Source organism: Hassallia byssoidea VB512170, assembly GCF_000817785.2.
GTDB classification, from domain to species: domain Bacteria; phylum Cyanobacteriota; class Cyanobacteriia; order Cyanobacteriales; family Nostocaceae; genus Hassallia; species Hassallia carrinoi.
In genome coordinates this window covers 40,406-63,081 of sequence record NZ_JTCM02000030.1, presented here as the reverse complement: position 1 = coordinate 63,081, position 22,676 = coordinate 40,406, and the positions used below count along the sequence as shown (strand labels likewise).

The window sequence follows — 22,676 nt, the reverse complement described above, 5'->3', positions numbered from 1 at the left end:
AGGTCTCCTCCGTTGTAGCGACTGGCGTGGACAAGGGGAGCCAGCGCGTTGCGGAGGTCTCCTCCGTTGTAGCGACTGGCGTGGACAAGGGGGATAAGGGGGACAAGGGGACAAGGTGACAAGGGGAAGGGGGAGTTTGTTTCCTCGTCTTTTTTGTCTTCCCCATCTCCCTCGTCTTCCTTGTCTCCCTTGTCTCCCTTGTCTCCCTTGTCTCCCCATCTCTCCCACTCCCCCACTCCCCCGCTTAAATGGTGTCTTTGCGCTCCTACAATAAAACAGAGGAGTCTCTAAAGAAAAAAACAATGGATACAAAAGCTTTTAAGCGATCGCTCCAACATTCAGAAAACTATCATCGCAAAGGGTTTGGTCATCAAGCCGAAGTTGCCACCCAGTTGCAATCCGAATATCAAAGCAATTTAATTCAACAAATCCGCGATAACAATTACACTCTAAAACGCGGTAATACAACTATTCAACTAGCGCAAGCTTTTGGCTTTTGTTGGGGTGTCGAACGTGCTGTAGCAATGGCGTATGAAACCCGCAAGCATTTCCCTACAGAAAGAATTTGGATTACTAATGAAATTATTCACAATCCTTCTGTAAATCAGCGAATGCTGGAAATGCAAGTAGGATTTATCCCTTTTGAAGCTGGTAAAAAAAACTTTTATGTGGTAGAAACTGGTGATGTAGTTATATTACCTGCTTTTGGTGCAAGCGTCCAAGAAATGCAGATACTTAACGATAAAGGCTGCAAAATTGTTGATACTACTTGTCCTTGGGTATCGAAAGTTTGGAACACAGTTGAAAAGCATAAAAAAGGCGATTACACTTCAATTATTCACGGCAAATATAAGCACGAAGAAACGATCGCTACTAGTTCCTTTGCTGGGAAATATTTGATTGTGCTGAATATGCATGAAGCTGAATACGTTGCTGACTACATTCTTAATGGTGGGAATCGTCAAGAATTTCTCGCCAAATTTAGCAAAGCAGTCAGCGCCGGATTTGACCCCGACCAAGATTTAGAAAGAGTTGGTATCGCGAATCAAACAACGATGCTCAAAGGCGAAACCGAGCAACTTGGTAAACTGTTTGAGCGTACCATGTTGAAAAAGTATGGTCCGATTGATTTAAATCAGCACTTTCAAAGCTTTAATACTATTTGTGATGCTACCCAAGAACGGCAAGACGCGATGTTGGGTTTAGTTGAACAAAAGCTAGATTTGATGGTGGTAATTGGTGGATTTAATTCTTCTAATACTACTCAGTTGCAACAAATTGCCGTCGAGCAGAAAATTCCTTCTTATCATATCGATTGTGTAGAGCGAATTAAATCAGGAAATGCGATTGAGCATCGACTATTAAATGGTGAGTTGAAGATAACAGAAAACTGGTTGCCAGATAATGAAATTGTAGTGGGAATTACCTCTGGTGCTTCTACACCCGATAAGGTAGTTGAAGATGTGATTGAGAAGATTTTTGAATTGAAAGCTACAGCAGCGGTGGTTTAACTGCATTCTCTTATTCCCTCTTCACTCGTGGAGAGGGAGAGAATTTGCAACATCCCCTCAATGGCGAATCAATCGCCCCGACGACTTGAAGCATTGGCTCGGCTAAACAAACAAAGTCCGCCTGCGCGGACTAAAAAAATCGAGGTTTTTGTACTTAGTTTAAGAAACTGGGAATTATCAGAGTAAATAGGTACAAAATAGAAATAGTTATAACTAAAAAAACTTTTAGGTTGATGTTAGGAGGTTGCGTAAGTGCGTGGTTTTGGGAAAAAGATTCAATCGAGTACGAAGTATTCAAGCAGTACGAGTATGCATTATCTAGAATTGGTGTAGATTTTGACAGAGAAGATGTACAGGATATCCTCGAAGCGTGTAGTTTTGGGTTGGAAGATGCCTTAAAATCTGTCATTGCCTATTGGGGTGGTTGCAACAGCAAGAAAGACTAATGGAATACCCCAGCGCTGTGTTAATTCGTGCGCTTAACGAACAGTGGAAGCCAAGAACGTGGCGTGATGAATGGCTCAATTTACCGCAGCTGCAATCTCAAGGGCAAAGGTGGTATGAGGGTGCTGCTAAAGTTTGGGGTTATGACCAACGCAATCAGCTTGTTGTAAATATTGTTTGCGAAAAAGGAAAAGATTACATTGTATTTACCAACACCAAAGAAATGCTAGTAGAGACTGCATGGCGTTGGGGATGGGAACGAGTACTTAAATACGCAACTAGTTGAGAAATAATCTTATGTCATTAAAATACCATGAATATATAAATTCTCAGGAGTGGCAGGAAGTTAGGAAACTGGCGTTGCAACGTTCTGGGTCTAAATGTCAAATTTGTGGCTCAAAAAATTCTTTAGACGTACATCATAATTCTTATGATAATCTTGGCAATGAACGGGAAAATTTAGAAGATTTAGTAGTGCTTTGTTCTGAGCATCATCAACTTTATCATGAGGCATTAGCCGAGGTTGAGAGACTTGCAGACCAAAGATTAGAAGAAAGGCTACTTGGCGGTTTACTGATGTTCCAATTTATATTGAGGATCGCCCAAATCTTAGTGTTAGTGAAATCCGCTCTAAAGCTCGCCAAGTAATGCTCGAACACCAAGGTGTACTGGGATTAATTGTGATTGACTACTTACAGTTATTAGCAGGTGACAATGATGAAAATCGTGCGCGAGAGTTAGCGAAAATTACACGTTCCCTAAAGGGACTAGCGAAAGAACTTAATGTTCCTGTAATTGTCTTATCACAACTTAATCGAAGTGTTGAATCTCGAACTAATAAACGACCAATGATGTCAGACTTGAAGGAGTCGGGTTCTATTGAGGAAGATGCTGATTTAGTTATTATGCTTTACCGAGATGAATATTATACGCCAGATACTCCTGACCGAGGTATCGCAGAAGTTATTCTAGCTAAACACCGTAACGGACCCACAGGAACAATTAAGCTTTTGTTTGACCCGCAATTTGCTACGTTCAAGAACCTTGCCCGACCAAATTGACCAAATAATTAACCCAAAGTTACTTTCAATACGCACATGAGTTCATTAAAACAAACTCAAGACAAAAAAACTCAAACTTTTACAGCAATTCTCCACTGGGAAGAAGATGTTTATGTAGCTGAATGTCCAGAGGTGGGAACTGCTAGTCAGGGAGAAACGATAGAAGAAGCGATCGCCAATTTGCGCGAAGCAACTGAACTATATTTAGATGAGTTTCCGCTTTTGGAAACCGCACCTCGTCGGTTGTTGACTACATTTGAGGTGACTAGTGCCTAAGCTACCCAGAATTAAAGCCTCTGAAGTCATTCGTGTTCTGGAACATTTAGGCTTTGTTCAGGTAAGACAACGTGGCAGTCATGTGATTTTGAAGAAGCAACTGGTAGAAGAAGGAGAAGATGTGAAAGTAATTGAAGTCGGTTGTGTTGTCCCACTGCATCGCAAAACTGTAGCTGTTGGGACACTTAAGAGTATTCTCAATCAAGCTGGAGTTTCAGTTGAGGAGTTTCTTGAAAATCTTTAGCTTACAGTAGGAAGATGTTTACGTAGCAGAATGTCCAGAGGTGGGAACTGAAGCGTCAGGGAGAAACGATCTTATGAAGCGATCGCCTATTTGCAAAGAAGCAACTGAACTATATTTAGATGAGTTCCCGAAGAACGGAAACCGCATCTCGTCGCTTGTTGACTGGTAGCTATGACCCAAGCCATACCCAAATTAGTAACCCATGAGGAATTTATGGGGTGGTATCCCAATAACGGGGTACAGTACGAGCTACATAATGGAATAATTGTTGAGATGGCACCACCAACTGGAGACCATGAAAAAGTTGTTGGATTTCTAATCCGCAAGCTAACTATTGAGTATGACCGACTTAACTTACTCTACACAATTCCTAAAACCGCATTTGTTAAAACTCCTGGTGTCGAGTCTACTTATTCGCCGGATATATTATTACTAAATCTTGACAATCTGGAAAACGAACCCCTATGGAGGAAACAATCAACGGTTACTCAAGCAGCATCTGTACCTTTAGTAGTCGAAGTTGTCAGTACGGCAGTCGCTACAACGGAGGGAACCTCCGCAACGCGCTGCCTTACTAATTGGCGAGATGATTACTACGACAAGTTTGGAGACTACGAGGAAATGGGTATCCCTGAGTTCTGGATTGCAGATTATGCGGCGCTAGGGGGTAAAAAGTTCATTGGAGACCCTAAACAGCCTACTTTCTCGGTATGTCAGCTTGTTGAAGATGAGTACCAAGTTACCAAATTTACAGGTAATGACTTAATCATTTCTCCCACTTTCCATAACCTCAAATTGACCGCGCAACAAGTTTTTGATTCGGCTTTGTAAATTTTGGTTTTTAATTGATTATCTTGAATTATGTGATTTACGACGCCTACAACGCTTACTCAGCCTCAACGGGACTTAGAACTTTTAGTGATGCTTTTTGTGCATCGGTTAACCCTGAAGAAGCGATCGCACTCTTTGCAAAGAAGCAACTGAACTATATTTAGATGAGTTCCCCCTTTCGGAAACCGCACCTCGTCGGTTGTTGACTACATTTGAGGTGACTAGTGCCTAAGCTACCCAGAATTAAAGCCTCTGAAGTCATTTGTGTTCTGGAACATTCGCGAGGAACATCGTTACAGGCAAGAGGAACATCGCTACAGACACGAGGAACATCGCTACAGACACGAGGAACATCGCTACAGACACGAGGAACATCGCTACAGGCACGAGGAACATCGTTACAGGCACGAAGAACATCGCTACAGACACGAGGAACATCGCTACAGACGCGACGAACACCGTTACAGGCACGACGAACATCGCTACAGACGCAACGAACACCGTTACAGGCACGACGAACACCGTTACAGACGCGACGAACACCGTTACAGACGCGACGAACATCGTTACAGACGCGATATTCCTCGCGTCTCTACTCCGGACTCTGGTGTATAAACATATAATTACTGAAAAGTCAACATAAAAAGCTTGTGCGATCGCATCGTTATTTATAATTTTATAGCAGTAGCCACAAAGTTTAGGACATGTTGAATGGCTCAAACAACGTAATATCAATAATCAACCTCCTGCCCCCTGCCCCCTGCCCCCTGCCCCCTGCTTTATCTTTTGAAGGCTAGCCAACCACCAACCCAAAGTCCGGTATAAAAACGTATCGTTTTCTCAAAACCAGCTTGCTCAAGTAAATTCAAAATGCTGGTTTCCGCTACGGGATATACCCCTTGGTCAAATCCTGCTAAAAGTTCTTGCTGCTTTTGCGGTGGAAATCCCATTGCATTCCAATAGGCATGTAGTATAGGCATTAATTGTTTCAATTCCTTTCCTTGCTTTTCCCCGAAAACATCCACAAGTACAAACGGGGCAGAAGGATGAAGACGTTGAGCAATGCTTTGCAAAAACTCTAATTTACCTGATGGTGGAATAAAATGCATTACAAGAATGCTGGTTGCAGCATTATACAGGATATCTGTAGGTAAATCCTGTGTGTAGCCCTGGATCAACTTCACTCGCTGAGAAAGTTGATGATCAGACATTTTTTGTTTTGCGATCGCTTGCATCTTTTCTGAGGGGTCAATTCCTAGAAAATGCCATTGAGGACAAGCGTTACCTAAGCGTGCTAGTTCCATTCCCGTACCCGATCCTACCACAAGTAAGTCGGCAGTTTCGGGTAAATAAGCCTGCAAACACGCCAGAACCATTGTATGCATGACTTCATACCCAGGTAGCGCTAACTGAGCACCTTGATCGTATTCATCGGCAGAAATAGGTGGATTGTTGTCAAAATCTATTGGTTGAGACATATCTCATTCATTTGTGTTGTTTTGACTGTTGTTTCCAAAAAAAAATCATTGTTTAATACTAAGACAATTGTTAAAAATGAGAATACACTTGCCATAGTATTTTTCCTGACCAACAAGGTGAGCAAGGCAACCAGAGTAAGATAGCAGTAGCTTTTGACAGATGGACACTATCAAGTACACGCTTACAGAAGACCAGATGCCTGAATTCTGGTATAATATCCAGGCAGATTTGCCCGCTCCCATGCCGCCAGTGCTACACCCTGGTACAGGTCAACCGATTACACCAAAAGACTTAGAACCGCTTTTTCCAACGCAGCTGATTGAGCAGGAGGTAAGCCAACAACGTTGGATTGAGATTCCTGACCAAGTGCAATCAATCTACCGTCAGTGGCGACCAACTCCACTCTACCGTGCCAGACGCCTAGAAAAAGCTCTTGATACTCCTGCCAAGATTTACTACAAATACGAGGGAGTAAGTCCTGCTGGCAGCCATAAACCAAACACCGCTATTCCTCAAGCTTATTACAATAAAATTGCCGGAGTTAAACGCCTAATCACTGAAACTGGTGCAGGACAATGGGGTTCTTCGCTCTCTTTGGCTGGTGCTTTTTTTGGTTTAGAGGTAGTGGTTTACATGGTAAAAGTCAGCTACCATCAAAAACCCTACCGTCGTGCCTTTATGGAATCCTATGGAGCGCGGGTAATAGCTAGTCCCAGTAACGAAACTGAAGCGGGACGCAACATTCTGAAACAATATCCTGACAGCAATGGCAGTTTGGGCATTGCTATCAGCGAAGCGGTGGAAGTGGCAGTACAGGATGAGCAAACTAAATATGCTTTAGGTAGTGTGCTGAATCATGTGCTGCTGCATCAGACTGTAATTGGTATTGAAGCATTAGCACAGTTGGAAATGGCTGGTGATTATCCTGATATTATTGTCGGCTGTACGGGTGGTGGTAGTAACTTCGCTGGCATTGCCTTTCCTTTTATGAGTGCAAAGTTAAAAGGCGATCGCGATATCAAATTTGTCGCAGTCGAACCGGCAGCTTGCCCTACACTGACTAAAGGCAAATATACTTATGACTTTGGCGACACTGCACATCTGACTCCTTTAGTCAAGATGCACACTCTCGGTAGCTCGTTTGTTCCCCAAGGCTTTCATGCCGGCGGGTTACGGTATCATGGCATGGCACCGCTTTTAAGTCACGTTGTCGATTTAGGTTTGATTTCGGCAAAAGCTTATGGACAACTTGACTGTTTTGCAGCTGGTCTTACCTTTGCCCGCGCTGAAGGCATTTTACCTGCTCCTGAAGCCAATCATGCAGTGAAGGGTGCGATTGATGAAGCATTGCGCTGCAAAGAAGAAGGTGCTAGCAAGACTATTTTATTTAACTTATGCGGTCACGGTCACTTTGATATGCAGGCTTATATGGATTATCAAGCCGGGTTGTTACGCGATACTGAGTATAGCAGCGATGAAATAGCAATGGCGCTGGCTGGGTTGCCTGTAATTAGTCAATAACTATTGCCTGCCAAAGGCAGCAGCGCACTCGTGTTTCATCACACGCTAAGACATACTGTCACAAAATCTCTACAATAGACCTCTTGCAAAAGTCCTAATTTTCGGGTTCTTCTTTGCGTCTTTGCGCGGCAGTCGCTACAACGGGGGGAACCCCAACGCCAGATGCGTGACTGTCGGCATCTCCGACGGCAGGTGCTACAACAGGACTCCACCCCCCTTCGGGTTCGCCACTACGAATAGACGGTACAGGCAACCGCGCCCGTGGACTCACCGCAACGCACTGCCGGACCAACGCACTGGCTTTGCAACGCGCTGCCTTGACGAGTGCGATCGCTTTTCACACTATATTCAACAACGCCAAAATATTTATGCAAGAAGTCTAATGGTGCGATCGCCATCACCTAGATTTTAAATTGCTAAACGCAAGCAACAACACTTTTGCAGAAACCCAGACGCTTTTTGTTCAGCATCTGCATTATCAATATGTGCTGGTGTCGGTCGAATAATGCCGCCAAACAAGTCATCTAAGCCGTAGGGAGTTAAAAATTGCCATTTTCCCTCTGCATCTAGCTTCACGCCTACAGCAGTGGCGGTGTGGAGCCAATTTGCAATGCCATCTTCAGCACTGGTGTAGGTTTGGCGTCCATCACGCCAACGAGCGAAACTAGCTTGATTTTTGACATCAAATTTGTAGTCAGGAAATTGATTTGTCAAAGTTGTTTTTGCTGCTAATTCTTGAGAACGATTTCCTTGTTCATCAAAGAAGGCAATATCAAAGTCATTGATAACTAACTCACATTCTTCACCAAATATATAACGCCAAACAGTATTTCGCACCGCACCCCCTGCTAACCACCAATTTGGGAGGTTGCTTTGCGCGATCGCACTCAGTACCATCCCAACAGGTGAATCAACCAAAATCATCTGTAAGCGTGTGTTACCGTTCATTGTTAAATTTATATTGTAGTAAGCGCTTCAGCGCTTTATAAGCGCTGAAGCGCTTACTACGTGTTAAGCAGGCAATTTTCGTTGACTGGGATTGACAACAACTTCTTCCGGGGCTAAAAATTCCCGAATTAGTCTTGCTATGGCTTTTTGTACTAAGAGACTGCTAACTTGCTGACCCAATCGCTGCACACCTGGATTTACTACCAACTGTGCAAGTTGGGGAACAAGCTGTTTTGCATCAAAACCACGGGTTTCTTGAAGAATATTAAAGATACGTTTAATATGCTCTAAGGTTTGTTGCTGTTCAATTGATGCTGAGGGAGTTTCGTTAATTGCTGTCAAACCTACCCGTTCCCGCAGCAAATATGTAAAATTATGCAAAGCGTTTCTGCCTAAAGCATCGACTCCTTTGACAATTTCATCGACTACGCGATCGCGAATAAAAGCTCCTCTATCGGAAGATAGAAACTCCAATCCTTGATTCAAAACCACATTCAAGTCATAATCTTGATTGTTACGAGCATTTTTTAACAGATTTTCCAAACGATTCCAGCGGAATGTACCTTCTTTAAACAGCAAATCTTGCAAAGATGCTCTTAATTGCGGTGCTGGGTCGGTTAACAAGCGTTTGGAAACGTAAGGATAAGCTTCGCTGAGAACTTTGAAGTTCGGGTCAATATAAATCGCAATGCCTTCCAGCGTTACCAATGAACGGATAATTAAAGCGTAGTAAGGTGGAACGCGGAAGGGATACTCATACATCAAAGCTGATAATTCATCGGTGATGCTTTTGATGTTGAGGTCAGCAACGCTAGCACCTTCAGCATCGGCAAATACTCTGGCAAAAGCGGGAATAATTGGGGTTAAGTCGGTTTCTGGTGATAAGAAATCTAACTTGACGTAATCTTTCGCTAAACCTTCAAAATCGCGGTTGACGACGTGGACGATCGCTTCAATTAAACCATATCTTTGCGGCGGCTTAATTTCGCTCATCATTCCAAAGTCAAGATAAGCTAGTTTACCATCGGTTGTGGCTAACAAGTTACCTGGGTGCGGGTCAGCGTGGAAAAATCCATGCTCTAATAATTGTCGCAAAGAACACTGCACACCCACTTCAATTAAATAACGTGCATTGATGCCTTGGGCGCTAAGTTCTGCTGTATTCGTTAATTTAGTGCCGTTTATCCACTCCATCGTCAAAACGCGACGGTTCGTATATTCCCAGTAAATATTCGGCACATAAACGTCTTTCATGTTACCGTATAACTGAAAAAATCTCTCCGCGTTTTGTCCTTCGTGGATGTAGTCCATCTCTTCAAAGATGCGATCGCCTAATTCATCCAAAATCCCTACAAGGTCACTTCGCACTCTTTTGAAGTTTCTCTGCGCCCACCCCGCAAGGCGACGTAAAATATACAAGTCAATTGTTATACCTTCGCGTAAGTCGGGACGCTGCACTTTAACAGCGACTTCCTCACCAGTACTTTTCAATTTACCTTTGTAAACTTGTCCCAAAGAAGCTGCGGCAATTGGCTGTGGGGAAAGTTCCGAGTAAATATCTTCTGGAAGCGCACCTAATTCTTCTTCTATAAATTGATAAGCGATTTCATTGGGAAAAGCCGGTAACTGATCCTGTAGTCGAGTTAATTCTTCTAAGTATACTGGGGGAACCAAATCCGGTCTGGTAGATAAAGCTTGCCCAATTTTAATATAAGCCGGTCCCAGTCGTGTCAGCAGTTGTCGCAACTGAACCGCACGACGCTGGTCATTTTTGACGACAACTCCCCGTTTGCTGTCCAACCACAAGCCAAAAGCAAAGGATAAAGTCGGTGTCAAAATTGTGAAAATACGCCGCAAAACTTGCAGCGGTCGTCTTTTATAATACGCGGCGAGGGCGATCGGTTCGTAACGCAATTCCGGTTTGTGTTCTGGTGCGATCGCTATTTGAGATACGCTTGGTGTCACTACAGGAACTAGCGCACTATTCTCTGGCACTACTTCAACATCAATCGGTCGGTCAGTTGGGGAAATTGTCTTAGCACTCATGAAGTTAACCACCGCGTCGATACGTCCACGTTAAGTATTGTAACAATTTATTACAGTCGAGCATTGGGGGAAATAGGCTTTGATTTATGCCAAGTTGCGTTTACGGAGAATAAAACCGCCCTTCTCCCAAAGGGAGACGCTGCGCGAACGGGTTCGCCACTTTGCCATCGTGACGGAGACCGCCAAGACGGCAAGTGGACTCACAGAGGCACAGAGAGCGCAGAGAAAGAGATGAACGCAACTTGGTATTACATCGTCAATTCACGTCAAAGTCAAATTAAACTAGGTAGTGGGCAGAAATAAACGTAACTTGCTTTTCCCCATTCCCCATTCCCTATTCCCCATTCCCCATTCCTTTCTATTTAGTGTCTCTTAATTTAGAAAATCCGGCGTCTGCCTTAACGGAGAAATTGGTTTCATGTTACTCTGTCTGAGAATAGAAAATTTTGCCTTGGTTGACCAATTAGAATTAGACTTTGGCGCTGGACTAAATGTATTAACAGGTGAAACTGGCGCGGGAAAGTCGATTATCCTGGATGCGATTGATGCGGCTTTGGGAGGTAAAGTCTCTAGTAGGCTGATTCGCACTGGTACAAGTCGAGCGATGGTAGAAGCTACTTTCACGTCTAATTCTGCTTTTGCAGCTTGGTTGAGCGAACAAGAAATTGATTCAATAGATGATAACTGTGTAGTTATTAGCCGAGAAATCACCGCGACTTCGGGAAATATCCGCAGTCGATCGCGTGTAAATGGAGTGTTGGTAAATCGACAATTGATGACGGGGTTACGCGATCGCTTGGTGGAAATCACCGCTCAAGGTCAAACTGTACAAGTAGGACAATCTGCTCAAGTTCGTGACTGGTTGGATCTTTACGGTGGGGAAAAGTTGATGCAACAGCGTCAAGTTGTGACAACCGCCTTTACAGCTTACCAAATCGCGCATCAACAAACTGAAAAACGCCGCACCTCAGAAAGAGAACGTTTACAACAATTCGATTTACTAACTTATCAAGTTCAAGAATTGGGAACCGCAAATTTGTGCGAACCTGATGAATTGGAACAATTAGAACAAGAACAGCAGCGCTTGAATCATGTAGTTGAGTTGCAACAAATGAGCTACAAAGTTTATCAAGCGTTGTACCAAAACGATAATGAAGCTTTAACTGTCGGCGATTTACTCGCAGACAGCGAAGCCGCATTAAATCATATGGTAGAATACGATTCGCAGTTACAATCGCTGTTAGATTTGGTGAGAGATGCTCAAACTGCGGTGGTAGAAGTAGCGCGACAAATTAACGCTTATGGTGAAGGTTTAGAAGCAGATCCGCAACGATTAGAAGAAGTAGAAGAGCGAATTCGCGAGTTGAAGCAAATTTGCCGCAAATATGGACCGACACTTACCGAAGCGATCGCTTACTATCAGCACATCCAATCAGAATTAGCCGAACTTAACGACAGCGAACAATCCATAGAAACTTTAGAACAGCAAGAAAAAGTTTGTTTAGAAAAGCTGACTCAAGTTTCTGGGCAATTAACTGAATTACGTCGCACAGCAGCAGCAGCTTTAGAATTACGATTGCTAAATGAACTCAAACCTTTAGCGATGGAAAAGGTAAAATTTAAAGTTGAAATAGTGCTGACTCCTCCCACCGCATTTGGTGCTGATAAAATCACTTTTATGTTTAGTCCGAATCCGGGGGAACCGCTGCAACCTTTAACAGAAATCGCTTCCGGTGGAGAAATGAGTCGCTTTTTATTAGCGTTGAAATCTTGTTTTTCTCTCGCTGATAGTGCGGGAACAATGGTATTTGATGAAATCGATGTTGGTGTTTCTGGCAGAGTAGCACAAGCGATCGCCGAAAAATTACATCAACTCAGTCAACATCAGCAAGTATTGTGTGTTACCCACCAACCTTTAGTAGCAGCAATGGCAGATCGTCATTTCCGCGTAGATAAGCAAACCATCAATAATAACGGTAACGATCAAGTGCGTACAGTCGTGCGCGTCACCAGCCTAGATAATATTACCACCCGCCGCGATGAACTCGCACAACTAGCCGGAGGTAAATCAGCAAATGAAGCGATCGCTTTTGCCGAATCTCTCTTATTACAAGCTGCCAACCACCGACGAAGAGGAGGGGGAGAGGGGGACAAGGGGACAAGGGGACAAGGGGGACAAGGGGGAGCAGGGGGAGCAGGGGGAGATGGGGGGAAATCATAAAATCCTCTTTATCCTCTTCCTCTGTGTTCTCTGTGTCTCTGCGGTTCGTTATCTAAAAATTAGGAATAACCGGAAGTTTAGATTTCTCCGCTTGCAATATACTTAGAGTTAGATTACGAGCGTCTATAGCTTCCTTGTAATCTGGCTTAAACTTAATCGCTTGTTCATATGAAGCGATCGCTTCTTGATATCGTTTCAAATTATATAACGCATTGCCTCGACTATACCAAGTTTCGTAAGAATCTGCTTTGTAACGAACTGCTCTATTATAAGATGCGATCGCTTCTTGGTATTTCTTTAAATTAAATAGCGAATTTCCCAGATTGTACCAAACTTGATAATCGTTCCGTTTAATTTCTATCGCTTTATTATAAGATGTAACAGCATCATCATAACGTTGCATTTTATGCAGTGCCCAACCGCGATTAAACCATGCTTGATAGCTGTTGCGATTGTATTTAATTACTTGGTTGAAAGATTCAATTGCTTCTAGATAGCGTTGCAAGTTAATCAGCATATTGCCTCTAGACAACCAAGCTTGGTAATAATTATCTTTATATTGTACAGCTTTATCATAAGCTGTAAACGCTTCTTGATAGCGTTGTAAATTAACTAGCGCATTGCCGCGATTATACCAAGCTAGCGAATAATCTGGTTTTAATTCTACAGCTTTGTCGAATGCAGTAATTGCCTCATCATATCGTTTTAAATTTTGCAAAGCCAACCCTTTATGATACCAAGCTTCGTAATAATCTGCTTTTAATTCAATTGCTTTATCATAAGCTTTAATAGCTTTATCGTATTGTGTTAAATTACTTAAAGCTTCACCTTTAGCATTCCAGACATTTGAGTGATTGTTTTCTAATTGTAAAGCTTTATCAAAAGAAGCGATCGCCTCATTGTAACGCTGCAACTTATCTAAAACAAAACCTCGTCCACTCCAAGCATCTAAATAATCAGGTTTAATTTGAATTGCCTTATCGTATGCAGTCAAAGCTTCTTTATATTGCTTTAACTCATACAGAGTTTTCCCTTGACCATTCCATCCTTGAGCATATTTGGGTTTAATATCTACCGCTTGTTCATACACAGATAAAGCATCTTGATAGCGTTGCAAATCATAAAGCGTATTTGCTTGATTATATAACTCAATCGCATTATTAGAATTAATTTTATGAACAATCGCTAAAGAAGCTCCAATACTTACCCCGATAAAAGTTAACGCGATTACAGATTTTAGTAATATACCTTTTTGTTTTTCTTTAACTTTGCTTATTTGATTTTTTATCGGAGAAAAAGCTAATGTAACTGTTTTAGATTGTGGTTTCTGTAAATCCTTGAGTGTTTGTAATGCTAAAGTTGCCGAAGCATAGCGTTGTCGAAAGTCATAACGCACCATTTTATCGATAAAGTTTGCGAAATCTGGTATTACCGAAATATGATTTTGCCAGATAATTTCATTTGTTTCCGCATCTTTTTCAATTTGGTCGGTTGATAAACCTGTTAATGCTTGAATAGCAATTATCCCCACAGCATAAATATCACTACTATATTTGGGACTACCTTGAGCTTGTTCACCAGGGATATATCCGGGAGTTCCGATCGCAACAGTAGATTTTGTTTTTAGTTGCGGATTAATTACTTGGGTAGTAATTTCTTTAACCGCTCCAAAGTCGATTAAAATTAACTTATTATCTAGCTTTCGTCTGAGTATATTTCGCGGATTGACATCGCGATGAATAACCTTTTGTCGATGGACAAATTCTAATATTTCTAAGATTTCTTCTAAAAGAGAAATAACTTCCGCTTGAGTGATTTTTTGTGATGTTAACTCTTGACTAAGGTCATGACCTTCGATAAATTCTTGAACGAGATAGAATTCTTGATTTTCCTCAAAGTAAGCCAAAAGTTGGGGAATGCGATCGTGTGTACCCAACTTATAAAGAACTTGAGCTTCCGTATCGAATAAACGTCTAGCTGTTTGCAAAGATACCGGGTCATTTGACTGAGGTTTGAGTTTCTTGACAACACATTGAGGTAAACCTGGTAATTGAGTATCACAAGCAACAAACGTTTCCCCAAAACCACCACCTCCCAAATGTCTAATAATTTGGTATCGTCCAACAAGTGTGTTTCCCAGCATTTGCCTTGCCATTTCCAGCGCGATATTATCACAATTCCAATCTTGCCACAGGCAAACCGGATGAAGGGATGGGGAGGAGGGGGGGAGGGGAGCAGGGGGAGCAGGGGGAGCAGGGGGAGCAGGGGGAGAAATATTAATCTTAAATCCAAAATCTAAAATCTAAAATCCAAAATCCAGATGATTCCTATTAGTGATAACATTTATACGCGCAGAAAGCCGATTGTTAATTACTGGCTAATTGGCATTAACATCGCTCTATTCTTATGGGAATTAAAATTAGAACTGACTGGGGAATTGAGCTACTTTATCAGCAATTTAGGCGTGATTCCGGCACAAATTACTGAGGCGGCTACGCAAGCGTTAAATGGCAATCCAGCAGCTTGGATAGTAGTAGTGATGCGTTCCACTTCACTGCTATTAAGTATGTTTCTACACGGCAGTTTTAGTCAAATATTAGGCAATTTACTATTTTTGTGGGTTTTTGGGAAGACTGTAGAAAACATTTTCGGGGCTAGACGCTATTTAGGATTTTACCTGGCTTCTGGGATATTGACTGGGGTGATACAAATTATCGCCCAACCGAATTTGAGCGTATCATTGATTGGGGCGAATGGTGCGATCGCATCCGTTTTAGGCGCATATCTAGTAAAATTTTCCAAAGCGAAAATCGACTCAGTTTTACCCCTGCTGATTGTCTATATCCCCGTTCAAATACCAGCAATTTTCTATTTATTTTGGTGGTTTGCCCAACAACTTTTTTACGGCATCGGTAGTTTAAACATTCCTACCAGCATTAATCAACCTAGCATTGCTTATTGGGTACATGGCGTAGGATTCTTGATTGGTGCAGCTTATATGAGAATACAGCAACGACGTTAATATAAAGTCAGAAATTTACACTTTCAAGCTCAACTGCCATGTCAGAAATTATCTTAGCTGAATCTAGCGTGGCACTGCCCCCAACGCAAGCAGAACTGATAAGCGACGACGGTATCCCAATGGAAACTCAACGGCACAAAGTCCAAATGGACATGCTTATTGATACCTTATTTCTTTGGTTAGCGAGTCGTGATGATGGGTATGTCGGGGGCAATATGTTTGTCTACTACAGCTTGGCACAAGTCAAAAACCAAGATTTCCGAGGACCCGATTTCTTTGTAGTATTGGGAGTACCGAAAAAAGAACGTCTTTGTTGGGTTGTCTGGGAAGAAGGAAAAGGACCTGACGTAGTAATTGAATTGCTATCTGACAGCACCGCTACCCAAGACAAACACGAGAAAAAGCTAATTTATCAAAATCTGTTACGTGTCTCTGAATATTTCTGGTTTGACCCCTTTAATGCTGATGATTGTGCTGGATTTTTTCTCAATCGCGGAGTTTATCAACCCATTCCAGCAAATGCCCAAAATCAGCTTGTGAGTCAATCATTAGGTTTAGCGTTGGTGCGCTGGCAAGGAATATACAAAGGCATTGATGCCACTTGGCTGCGCTGGGCAACTTTGGATGGACAATTGCTGCCAAATGCCGAGGAAATAGCCGACTTAGAACATCAACGTGCCGAACAAGAACGTCAACGTGCCGAACAAGAACGTCAACGTGCTGAACAAGAACATCAACGTGCTGAACAAGAACATCAACGTGCCGAACAAGCAGAATCAATAATCAGGCAGATAGCTGTAAATTTGTTGCAGCAAAAAATGGGTATACAACAGGTAGTCCAGTTAACGGGTTTGTCGGAATCTGAGATAGAACAATTGCGATAAGCGAAATCACACATATTGTAGAGACGTTCGGTGCGGAACGTCTCTACGACGGTTACGCTGTTTTTATTAATGTTAATTTTTGGACATGATTTTCATCGCTTGATGCAAGATGTGCCATTACCTTCTACGTCTAAATTTTCTTACCTGCTTCTTCAAAAAGCCCAAACTGAAGTATTGCCGATAGCGTTGTGCGACTTCTTTACCCACCAACAGCAGACCCAACCAAAACAAAATTTCCGCAAGAACCAGCAACACAGGAACACAAGCCGCTTTTTGGGCAGCAGAAAGCGGTAAAAATGGCACAACAAAAGGAATTGCGACCCACGGCACAAATGACAGGACAATTAAAATTAAACCCAGTCTCTGCATATTTCCTGATTGTCACAGATTCTGAGTTTAGCGTTGTTGAATTCTGAAAAACTCCACCATGAGAGTTAACTTGATTGAGATTCTCAAAGGGGATTGATACGCGCGTTGCCTTCAGATAATAGCATCTAGAGGGACACAAGGGAGATGGGGACAACCCTGCAATGTCAATACATGCCGATGTTATCTTATAACGCCGCGATGTTATCTTATAACGCCGCGATGTTATCTTATAACGCCTCGATGTTATCTTATAACGCCGCGATGTTATCTTATAACGCCGCGATGTTATCTTATAACGCCGCGATGTTATCTTATAACGCCGCGATGTTATCTTATAACGCCTCGATGTTATCTTATAACGCCTCGATGTTACGCAATGTACTAAACTTTGCCTATCTCATTAATTCTAGGAGTCCGCCACAGCAACTTTGCGGGGTTTATGGTAAGAAAATCAAGTTATTTTCTCCCCCCGCTTCCCCTGCTTCCCCTGCTTCCCCTGCTACAGAAAGCCTGCCTTCACCCGTCATTTTTGGGTTGGTCGAGTACTAGGGTGTTCCATGCGAACATCTTGCCTGCCTTAAGAGCTTAATTCTTTATCCCGGTTGTCGCAATACCCTGGATGAACTGACGCTGCCCAATTAGAAATAATACCATGACAGGTACTGTTGCGATCGCCACTGCCGCCATCATCAAAGACCAATTACTCGTAAATTGCTCTTGAAACTCTGCCAAAGCAAGTTGCACCGTTCTTAATTCCGGACGTGTCGTAAACACCAAAGGCTTAAATAAATCGTTCCATTCACCGATAAACGTGAACAAAAACAATGTTACCAGAGCCGGACGCGCTAAAGGTAACATCACCCGCCACAAAATTTGTAGTCGGTTTGCCCCATCTATCGCTGCTGCTTCTTCCAACTCTACCGGAATTGTTTGGAAATATTGACGTAACAGAAAAATGCCAAAGCCACTAACCGCAGTCGGTAAAATCAATGCCCCGTAAGTGTTTATCAGGTGTCCCCACTTCAAAACCAAAAAAATTGGAATCACCAATAACTGAAAGGGTATCACCAACGTCGCCAAGATAATTAGCAGCAATGCTTGCTTACCTCGAAATTTTAACCGGGCTAAAGCGTAACCTGCTAGCGCCGAAGTCACAATTTGAAAAGCCGTCACAGCCACTGCCACCAAGGTAGAATTAGCAAACGCCAGCAAAAAATTACCTCGTTGCCAAGCCTCACGGTAATTGGCTAAAGATAACTTATTCGGTAAAATTTCCAAAGATGAACCAGTTGGTGCAAAGGAGGTAACAAAGACGACCACACACGGCAAAATAACGATAAAAGCCCCTAATATAAGCACTCCCAGGCTGAAAAAATCGGTATATTTAAAATTCCAACTTTGTTTTGACATAAATTTTGCTAACCGTATTTGTTTCTCTACCACTAGAGCATCGCGCTACAGAACCGCTAATCTATAACATAGTAAGTTGTTAAGTTAAATTAAATCACGGCAACTATTACCCTGAAAGATAGGGTCTACTCAACTCTGGTATCAATTAGATTCACATTTACAGGAGCGTTCATTTCATGCAGCTTGCAGCCGAATCGGAAATTAATTTTCAAAGCGAAATTTACAAAGATGCTTACAGCCGGATTAATGCAATTGTGATTGAAGGGGAACAAGAAGCACACGAAAATTACATTAAACTGGCTGAACTGCTGCCAGAAAGCAAGGATGAACTAATTCGCTTATCCAAAATGGAAAGTCGCCACAAGAAGGGATTTGAAGCTTGTGGACGCAATCTCAAGGTTACACCGGATCTGCAATTTGCTCGCGAGTTTTTCTCAGGATTGCACCAAAATTTCCAAGATGCAGCAGCCGAGGGTAAAGTTGTTACTTGCCTGCTGATTCAATCTTTGATTATTGAATGTTTTGCGATCGCTGCATACAACATCTACATCCCCGTTGCCGATGATTTTGCTCGTAAAATCACTGAAGGTGTGGTAAAAGATGAATATAGCCATCTCAACTTTGGTGAAGTTTGGTTAAAAGAAAACTTTACCCAATCCAAAGCCGAATTAGAAGACGCAAATCGCCAAAACCTCCCCATCGTCTGGAAAATGCTCAATTCTGTTGAGAAAGATGCCCACACCTTGGCAATGGAAAAAGAAGCTTTGGTAGAAGACTTCATGATTCAATACGGAGAAGCTTTAAGCAACATCGGTTTCACCACCCGCGACATTATGCGTATGTCAGCCTACGGACTCACAGCCGCCTAATTATTGCCCAGAGTTGGGGAAGCGTGGTGTGGGAGACAAGGGGACAAGGGGACAAGGAGACAAGGAGACAAGGAGGACAAGGAGGACAAGGAGGACAAGGAGGACAAGGAGGACAAGGAGGAATTTCTTTCCTGTCCTCCCCCTCTCCCTTGTCTCCCTTGTCTCCCCCATCTCCCCCTCTCCCACTCCCCCTCCCCCCCCTCTCCCCATCCCCCACTCCCCACTCCCCACTCCCCACTCCCCCTCCCCCATCCATTCCACGCTTTCGACAAAGCACACGTTTAATAACACTACATGTTTGGTCTAATCGGACACCTCACTAGTTTGGAACACGCGCAAGCGGTAGCTAAAGAATTGGGCTACCCAGAATATGCCGATCAAGGTTTAGATTTTTGGTGCAGCGCCCCGCCGCAAATTGTTGATACTATTACTGTTACCAGTGTTACTGGGCAGAAAATTGAAGGACGCTATGTAGAATCTTGCTTTTTGCCGGAGATGCTAGCGACTCGACGCATCAAGGCAGCAACTCGCAAAATTCTCAATGCTATGTCTCATGCCCAGAAGAATGGCATAAATATCACGGCTTTGGGTGGGTTTTCCTCAATTATTTTTGAAAATTTTAACTTGGAGCAGTTTCGGCAAGTCCGCAACATTAAACTAGAGTTTGAACGCTTCACGACAGGGAATACTCACACTGCCTATATTATTTGTCGGCAAGTAGAGCAAGCTTCAAAGCAATTGGGAATTGAACTCAAAAACGCGACTGTTGCTATCTGCGGTGCTACTGGAGATATTGGTAGTGCTATCTGCCGCTGGCTAGATGCGAGAACTGATGTTAAAGAACTATTGCTGATAGCGCGTAACTGCGATCGCCTGAAAAATTTGCAAGATGAATTGGGGCGGGGCAAAATCATGTCTTTGGATGAAGCACTGCCACAAGCTGATATAGTGGTTTGGGTTGCGAGTATGCCCAAAGGCGTGGAAATTGACCCCACTGTATTGAAGCAACCTTGTTTGCTGATTGATGGAGGCTATCCGAAAAACCTCGCCATGAAAATTCAGCATCCAGGCGTGCATGTATTAAATGGTGGCATTGTCGAACATTCTCTAGATATTGACTGGAAAATTATGAACATAGTCAATATGGATGTTCCCGCAAGGCAGTTATTTGCTTGCTTCGCCGAATCAATGCTGCTGGAATTTGAGAAGTTATATACGAACTTTTCTTGGGGGCGCAATCAAATTACCGTAGAAAAAATGGAGCAGATTGGTCAGGTGTCAGTCAAACACGGATTTAGACCGCTGCTAGTCTAGGGAGTGGAGAGTGGGGAGTAGCGAGTAGGGAGTAGGGAATAGGGACTAGTAACGCTGTCTTGTCCCTAACTTCCATTCTATTTCCTCATCTTCCCTCTAGCCCCTAGCCCCACTCCCTACTCCCCACTCCCCACTCCCCTCTTTCTTACTCCCTAAGTTATGACTACTACTGAGCGCAAACCGCTGTTGTTGGATTTTGAAAAGCCTCTTGCAGAACTTGCTAGCCGAATTGAGCAGATTCGTCAACTTGCTGAAGAAAATGGCGTCGATGTTTCTAGTGAAATTCGTAAATTAGAAGCTCGTTCTATGGAACTGCGTGAGGAAATTTTTACTAGTTTATCGCCGTCTCAGCGGTTGCAAGTGGCTCGTCATCCCCGTCGCCCCAGTACTCTTGATTACATTCAGGCAATCAGTGATGAATGGATGGAGTTACATGGCGATCGCTGTGGTTCTGACGATCCGGCTTTAGTTGGTGGTGTGGGTCGTTTGAGTGGAATGCCGGTTGTCATGTTGGGTCATCAAAAAGGACGCGACACTAAAGATAATATTGCCCGTAACTTTGGGATGGCAACTCCTGGCGGTTATCGCAAGGCAATGCGCTTAATGGAACATGCTAACAGGTTTGGGATGCCGATTTTATGCTTTATTGACACCCCAGGTGCTTTGCCGACAGTAATCGCGGAACGACAAGGTGCAGGTGAAGCGATCGCCTACAATTTACGAGAAATGTTCTGTTTAGATGTGCCAATTATCTGTACAGTCATTGGTGAAGGTGGTTCTGGTGGTGCCCTCGGTATTGGTGTAGGCGATCGCCTGATGATGTTTGAACACTCCGTTTATACCGTAATTACTCCCGAAGCCTGTGCCGCCATTTTATGGAAAGATGCCAGCAAAGCTCCTCAAGCTGCGGCTGTATTAAAAATGACTTCACATGACCTGAAAGGTTTGGGAATTATCGACCAAATATTACCTGAACCCATCGGTGGCGCTCATTCCGACCCCCTCAAAGCCGTTAATACTCTTAAACAAGCTCTGCTAGACAATTTGGAAGAACTTTACCGCTTAACTCCTGCCGAACGGCGTCAATTGCGTTATGAAAAATTCCGCAAAATTGGTGTTTTCACGGAAGTTTCTCATTCTTAAGGCTATGAGCTAATTTATTCGTTTTGCAGCAATGCTATAATTGCCTGTGGTATGTAAAGATTTTTAACAATCTTCAACAGCCATAGGTATTCACATTTTTGGTGTTTTAATTGACTAACTAATCAATTTTCACTTTGGACAAAGAATTTCTGTAGCGAAAGCTGTACAGTCTTCCTTTGGAAAACGTAAAACTGAGAACATACCTATCTTGGCAATGCAATATTAGCAGTTGTTGAGGAAAACTTATCAGATTTTCAGAATTGTTTAATCTATTCATTGGAAAAGTTTTGAATAATTAGGTGGCGGTGCAGTTTGGGAACCACCAAAAAAATTGGAGATAGCATGAGTGTTACGCAAAAACGACGCGCTCTAATTACTGGGGCAAGCAGTGGAATTGGCAAAGCAACAGCATTGGCATTTGCGAAGGCAGGAATAGATGTCGCCTTAGTGAGCCGTTCTGTTGAGAAGTTAGAGGCAGTAGCAGTAGCAGCTAGGCACGCAGAGGTGACAGCGAAAGCTTATACTGTTGATCTAGCAAATGTTGCCCAAGTACAAGAGTCGATGAGCGCGATCGCCCGTGACTTTGGCGATATAGATATTCTAGTCAACAACGCTGGGATGGGATATACAGCCACCTTGAGTGAAACTTCTTTAGCTGACTGGCAGCAGGTAATCGACTTAAATCTGACCAGCGTATTTCAGTGCATTCTGGGTATTTTACCTTCAATGCGCGATCGCGGGCACGGCACAATCATCAATGTTGCCTCTGTTGCCGGCAAGCAAGCCTTTGCCAGTTGGGGAGCATACAGCGTCAGCAAAGCTGGTTTGATATCTCTTTCTCAAGCTTTGGCACAAGAAGAACGCGCTCGCGGCATTCGCGTCACAGCTATTTGTCCAGGTGCTGTCAACACCGAACTCTGGGACACAGAAACTGTCCGCGTCAAACTTGACCGCGCAAGTATGTTAACTCCAGAAATCGTCGCTCAATCGATTCTTCACACCGCACTTTTACCACAACAAGCTGTTGTTGACGAATTGATTATTATGCCCAGCAAAGGCGTTTTATAAGTGCATCTCTTGAAT

The 22,676-nt window shown here is 43.1% G+C and carries 27 protein-coding genes; 18 read left to right on the top strand and 9 right to left on the bottom strand.

Going from position 1 to position 22,676, the window contains the following annotated elements; all coding sequences use genetic code 11:
- On the bottom strand, positions 1-236 hold a 236-nt coding region (locus PI95_RS15460), incomplete at its 3' end, for a hypothetical protein (RefSeq protein ID WP_163518918.1).
- Between the two features lie 66 nt (positions 237-302).
- Between PI95_RS15460 and PI95_RS15455 the strand changes: the two genes are divergently transcribed.
- The 8 genes from PI95_RS15455 (at position 303) to PI95_RS15425 (ending at position 4,367) form a co-directional block, all read left to right on the top strand.
- Positions 303-1,511: a 4-hydroxy-3-methylbut-2-enyl diphosphate reductase gene (locus tag PI95_RS15455; protein ID WP_039739369.1), complete on the top strand. Its 1,209-nt coding sequence runs from the start codon at positions 303-305 to the stop codon at positions 1,509-1,511.
- 233 nt (positions 1,512-1,744) lie between these two features.
- The gene (locus PI95_RS37170; RefSeq protein ID WP_336507226.1) at positions 1,745-1,957 is read left to right on the top strand and encodes a hypothetical protein; all 213 of its coding nucleotides are present in this window, start codon (positions 1,745-1,747) and stop codon (positions 1,955-1,957) included.
- Positions 1,957-2,241 (top strand): hypothetical protein, encoded by a 285-nt coding sequence (locus PI95_RS37165; RefSeq protein ID WP_336507225.1) that lies wholly within the window; start codon positions 1,957-1,959, stop codon positions 2,239-2,241. The genes PI95_RS37170 and PI95_RS37165 overlap by 1 nt, the downstream gene beginning before the upstream one ends.
- A gap of 11 nt (positions 2,242-2,252) precedes the next feature.
- Positions 2,253-2,603 carry an HNH endonuclease gene (locus PI95_RS15445; protein ID WP_039739372.1) on the top strand — a complete coding sequence of 117 codons (351 nt, stop codon included), beginning with the start codon at positions 2,253-2,255 and terminating at the stop codon, positions 2,601-2,603.
- A complete protein-coding gene (locus PI95_RS15440; protein ID WP_163518921.1) occupies positions 2,501-3,016 on the top strand; it encodes a DnaB-like helicase C-terminal domain-containing protein in 516 nt (171 codons plus the stop codon). The genes PI95_RS15445 and PI95_RS15440 overlap by 103 nt, the downstream gene beginning before the upstream one ends.
- Before the next feature lie 36 nt (positions 3,017-3,052).
- Positions 3,053-3,292 carry a type II toxin-antitoxin system HicB family antitoxin gene (locus tag PI95_RS15435; RefSeq protein WP_039739375.1) on the top strand — a complete coding sequence of 80 codons (240 nt, stop codon included), beginning with the start codon at positions 3,053-3,055 and terminating at the stop codon, positions 3,290-3,292.
- Positions 3,285-3,536, top strand: a complete 252-nt coding sequence (locus PI95_RS15430; protein ID WP_039739378.1) for a type II toxin-antitoxin system HicA family toxin — start codon at positions 3,285-3,287, stop codon at positions 3,534-3,536. The genes PI95_RS15435 and PI95_RS15430 overlap by 8 nt, the downstream gene beginning before the upstream one ends.
- A gap of 171 nt (positions 3,537-3,707) precedes the next feature.
- Complete coding sequence (locus tag PI95_RS15425) at positions 3,708-4,367, top strand: Uma2 family endonuclease (protein ID WP_039739381.1); 660 nt, start codon at positions 3,708-3,710, stop codon at positions 4,365-4,367.
- A gap of 258 nt (positions 4,368-4,625) precedes the next feature.
- Here the strand turns inward: PI95_RS15425 and PI95_RS15415 are convergent, their stop codons facing one another.
- Positions 4,626-5,087 carry a hypothetical protein gene (locus PI95_RS15415; protein ID WP_163518907.1) on the bottom strand — a complete coding sequence of 154 codons (462 nt, stop codon included), beginning with the start codon at positions 5,085-5,087 and terminating at the stop codon, positions 4,626-4,628.
- Positions 5,088-5,146: 59 nt separating this feature from the next.
- Positions 5,147-5,845 (bottom strand): class I SAM-dependent methyltransferase, encoded by a 699-nt coding sequence (locus PI95_RS15410; RefSeq protein ID WP_039739387.1) that lies wholly within the window; start codon positions 5,843-5,845, stop codon positions 5,147-5,149.
- 160 nt (positions 5,846-6,005) lie between these two features.
- Here PI95_RS15410 and PI95_RS15405 point away from each other — a divergent pair, with 160 nt between their 5' ends.
- Positions 6,006-7,367 (top strand): TrpB-like pyridoxal phosphate-dependent enzyme, encoded by a 1,362-nt coding sequence (locus tag PI95_RS15405; protein ID WP_039739389.1) that lies wholly within the window; start codon positions 6,006-6,008, stop codon positions 7,365-7,367.
- Positions 7,368-7,461: 94 nt separating this feature from the next.
- Here the strand turns inward: PI95_RS15405 and PI95_RS15400 are convergent, their stop codons facing one another.
- The 3 genes from PI95_RS15400 to PI95_RS15385 form a co-directional block, all read right to left on the bottom strand.
- Positions 7,462-7,638 carry a hypothetical protein gene (locus PI95_RS15400; protein WP_163518917.1) on the bottom strand — a complete coding sequence of 59 codons (177 nt, stop codon included), beginning with the start codon at positions 7,636-7,638 and terminating at the stop codon, positions 7,462-7,464.
- 137 nt (positions 7,639-7,775) lie between these two features.
- A complete protein-coding gene (locus PI95_RS15390; RefSeq protein ID WP_039739391.1) occupies positions 7,776-8,315 on the bottom strand; it encodes a nucleotidyltransferase family protein in 540 nt (179 codons plus the stop codon).
- A gap of 63 nt (positions 8,316-8,378) precedes the next feature.
- The gene (locus PI95_RS15385) at positions 8,379-10,361 is read right to left on the bottom strand and encodes an ABC1 kinase family protein (protein WP_052324778.1); all 1,983 of its coding nucleotides are present in this window, start codon (positions 10,359-10,361) and stop codon (positions 8,379-8,381) included.
- A gap of 418 nt (positions 10,362-10,779) precedes the next feature.
- Here PI95_RS15385 and recN point away from each other — a divergent pair, with 418 nt between their 5' ends.
- Positions 10,780-12,582: a DNA repair protein RecN gene (recN, locus tag PI95_RS15380; protein WP_163518915.1), complete on the top strand. Its 1,803-nt coding sequence runs from the start codon at positions 10,780-10,782 to the stop codon at positions 12,580-12,582.
- A gap of 52 nt (positions 12,583-12,634) precedes the next feature.
- Here recN and PI95_RS15375 read toward each other — a convergent pair whose 3' ends face one another.
- The gene (locus tag PI95_RS15375) at positions 12,635-14,725 is read right to left on the bottom strand and encodes a serine/threonine-protein kinase (RefSeq protein WP_039739400.1); all 2,091 of its coding nucleotides are present in this window, start codon (positions 14,723-14,725) and stop codon (positions 12,635-12,637) included.
- Positions 14,726-14,902: 177 nt separating this feature from the next.
- On the opposite strand from PI95_RS15375, the gene PI95_RS15370 reads away from it, so the two are divergent.
- Complete coding sequence (locus PI95_RS15370) at positions 14,903-15,604, top strand: rhomboid family intramembrane serine protease (protein WP_039739403.1); 702 nt, start codon at positions 14,903-14,905, stop codon at positions 15,602-15,604.
- Between the two features lie 38 nt (positions 15,605-15,642).
- Positions 15,643-16,488: a Uma2 family endonuclease gene (locus tag PI95_RS15365; protein ID WP_039739405.1), complete on the top strand. Its 846-nt coding sequence runs from the start codon at positions 15,643-15,645 to the stop codon at positions 16,486-16,488.
- 117 nt (positions 16,489-16,605) lie between these two features.
- Here the strand turns inward: PI95_RS15365 and PI95_RS15360 are convergent, their stop codons facing one another.
- Positions 16,606-16,857, bottom strand: a complete 252-nt coding sequence (locus tag PI95_RS15360) for a transporter suffix domain-containing protein (protein WP_039739407.1) — start codon at positions 16,855-16,857, stop codon at positions 16,606-16,608.
- Between the two features lie 144 nt (positions 16,858-17,001).
- Between PI95_RS15360 and PI95_RS15355 the strand changes: the two genes are divergently transcribed.
- Positions 17,002-17,406: a hypothetical protein gene (locus PI95_RS15355; protein ID WP_163518914.1), complete on the top strand. Its 405-nt coding sequence runs from the start codon at positions 17,002-17,004 to the stop codon at positions 17,404-17,406.
- Between the two features lie 36 nt (positions 17,407-17,442).
- Here the strand turns inward: PI95_RS15355 and PI95_RS15350 are convergent, their stop codons facing one another.
- Complete coding sequence (locus PI95_RS15350; protein WP_039739411.1) at positions 17,443-18,267, bottom strand: carbohydrate ABC transporter permease; 825 nt, start codon at positions 18,265-18,267, stop codon at positions 17,443-17,445.
- Between the two features lie 176 nt (positions 18,268-18,443).
- Here PI95_RS15350 and PI95_RS15345 point away from each other — a divergent pair, with 176 nt between their 5' ends.
- The 5 genes from PI95_RS15345 (at position 18,444) to PI95_RS15325 (ending at position 22,661) form a co-directional block, all read left to right on the top strand.
- Positions 18,444-19,136: an aldehyde oxygenase (deformylating) gene (locus PI95_RS15345; protein WP_039739413.1), complete on the top strand. Its 693-nt coding sequence runs from the start codon at positions 18,444-18,446 to the stop codon at positions 19,134-19,136.
- Positions 19,137-19,159: 23 nt separating this feature from the next.
- Positions 19,160-19,459 carry a hypothetical protein gene (locus PI95_RS15340; protein WP_163518906.1) on the top strand — a complete coding sequence of 100 codons (300 nt, stop codon included), beginning with the start codon at positions 19,160-19,162 and terminating at the stop codon, positions 19,457-19,459.
- Complete coding sequence (locus PI95_RS15335) at positions 19,431-20,450, top strand: long-chain acyl-[acyl-carrier-protein] reductase (protein ID WP_039739418.1); 1,020 nt, start codon at positions 19,431-19,433, stop codon at positions 20,448-20,450. Before PI95_RS15340 ends, PI95_RS15335 begins: the two co-directional genes overlap by 29 nt.
- Positions 20,451-20,609: 159 nt before the next feature.
- On the top strand, positions 20,610-21,593 hold the full coding sequence (locus PI95_RS15330; RefSeq protein ID WP_039739420.1) for an acetyl-CoA carboxylase carboxyltransferase subunit alpha: 984 nt from the start codon (positions 20,610-20,612) through the stop codon (positions 21,591-21,593).
- Between the two features lie 342 nt (positions 21,594-21,935).
- Positions 21,936-22,661 (top strand): SDR family oxidoreductase, encoded by a 726-nt coding sequence (locus tag PI95_RS15325; protein WP_039739422.1) that lies wholly within the window; start codon positions 21,936-21,938, stop codon positions 22,659-22,661.
- Positions 22,662-22,676: the final 15 nt, after the last annotated feature.

Excerpts from the sequence above, each read along its gene's own strand:
- PI95_RS15375 (WP_039739400.1), bottom strand. The coding sequence starts at position 14,725 with ATGCTGGGAAACACACTTGTTGGACGATACCAAATTATTAGACATTTG.
- PI95_RS15425 (WP_039739381.1), top strand. The coding sequence starts at position 3,708 with ATGACCCAAGCCATACCCAAATTAGTAACCCATGAGGAATTTATGGGG.
- PI95_RS15370 (WP_039739403.1), top strand. The coding sequence starts at position 14,903 with ATGATTCCTATTAGTGATAACATTTATACGCGCAGAAAGCCGATTGTT.
- PI95_RS15445 (WP_039739372.1), top strand. The coding sequence starts at position 2,253 with ATGTCATTAAAATACCATGAATATATAAATTCTCAGGAGTGGCAGGAA.
- PI95_RS15405 (WP_039739389.1), top strand. The coding sequence starts at position 6,006 with ATGGACACTATCAAGTACACGCTTACAGAAGACCAGATGCCTGAATTC.
- PI95_RS15385 (WP_052324778.1), bottom strand. The coding sequence starts at position 10,361 with ATGAGTGCTAAGACAATTTCCCCAACTGACCGACCGATTGATGTTGAA.
- PI95_RS15365 (WP_039739405.1), top strand. The coding sequence starts at position 15,643 with ATGTCAGAAATTATCTTAGCTGAATCTAGCGTGGCACTGCCCCCAACG.
- PI95_RS15360 (WP_039739407.1), bottom strand. The coding sequence starts at position 16,857 with ATGCAGAGACTGGGTTTAATTTTAATTGTCCTGTCATTTGTGCCGTGG.
- PI95_RS15350 (WP_039739411.1), bottom strand. The coding sequence starts at position 18,267 with ATGTCAAAACAAAGTTGGAATTTTAAATATACCGATTTTTTCAGCCTG.
- recN (WP_163518915.1), top strand. The coding sequence starts at position 10,780 with ATGTTACTCTGTCTGAGAATAGAAAATTTTGCCTTGGTTGACCAATTA.
- PI95_RS37165 (WP_336507225.1), top strand. The coding sequence starts at position 1,957 with ATGGAATACCCCAGCGCTGTGTTAATTCGTGCGCTTAACGAACAGTGG.
- PI95_RS15435 (WP_039739375.1), top strand. The coding sequence starts at position 3,053 with ATGAGTTCATTAAAACAAACTCAAGACAAAAAAACTCAAACTTTTACA.
- PI95_RS15410 (WP_039739387.1), bottom strand. The coding sequence starts at position 5,845 with ATGTCTCAACCAATAGATTTTGACAACAATCCACCTATTTCTGCCGAT.
- PI95_RS37170 (WP_336507226.1), top strand. The coding sequence starts at position 1,745 with ATGTTAGGAGGTTGCGTAAGTGCGTGGTTTTGGGAAAAAGATTCAATC.
- PI95_RS15335 (WP_039739418.1), top strand. The coding sequence starts at position 19,431 with ATGTTTGGTCTAATCGGACACCTCACTAGTTTGGAACACGCGCAAGCG.
- PI95_RS15390 (WP_039739391.1), bottom strand. The coding sequence starts at position 8,315 with ATGAACGGTAACACACGCTTACAGATGATTTTGGTTGATTCACCTGTT.
- PI95_RS15455 (WP_039739369.1), top strand. The coding sequence starts at position 303 with ATGGATACAAAAGCTTTTAAGCGATCGCTCCAACATTCAGAAAACTAT.
- PI95_RS15345 (WP_039739413.1), top strand. The coding sequence starts at position 18,444 with ATGCAGCTTGCAGCCGAATCGGAAATTAATTTTCAAAGCGAAATTTAC.
- PI95_RS15325 (WP_039739422.1), top strand. The coding sequence starts at position 21,936 with ATGAGTGTTACGCAAAAACGACGCGCTCTAATTACTGGGGCAAGCAGT.
- PI95_RS15330 (WP_039739420.1), top strand. The coding sequence starts at position 20,610 with ATGACTACTACTGAGCGCAAACCGCTGTTGTTGGATTTTGAAAAGCCT.
- PI95_RS15355 (WP_163518914.1), top strand. The coding sequence starts at position 17,002 with ATGGGGACAACCCTGCAATGTCAATACATGCCGATGTTATCTTATAAC.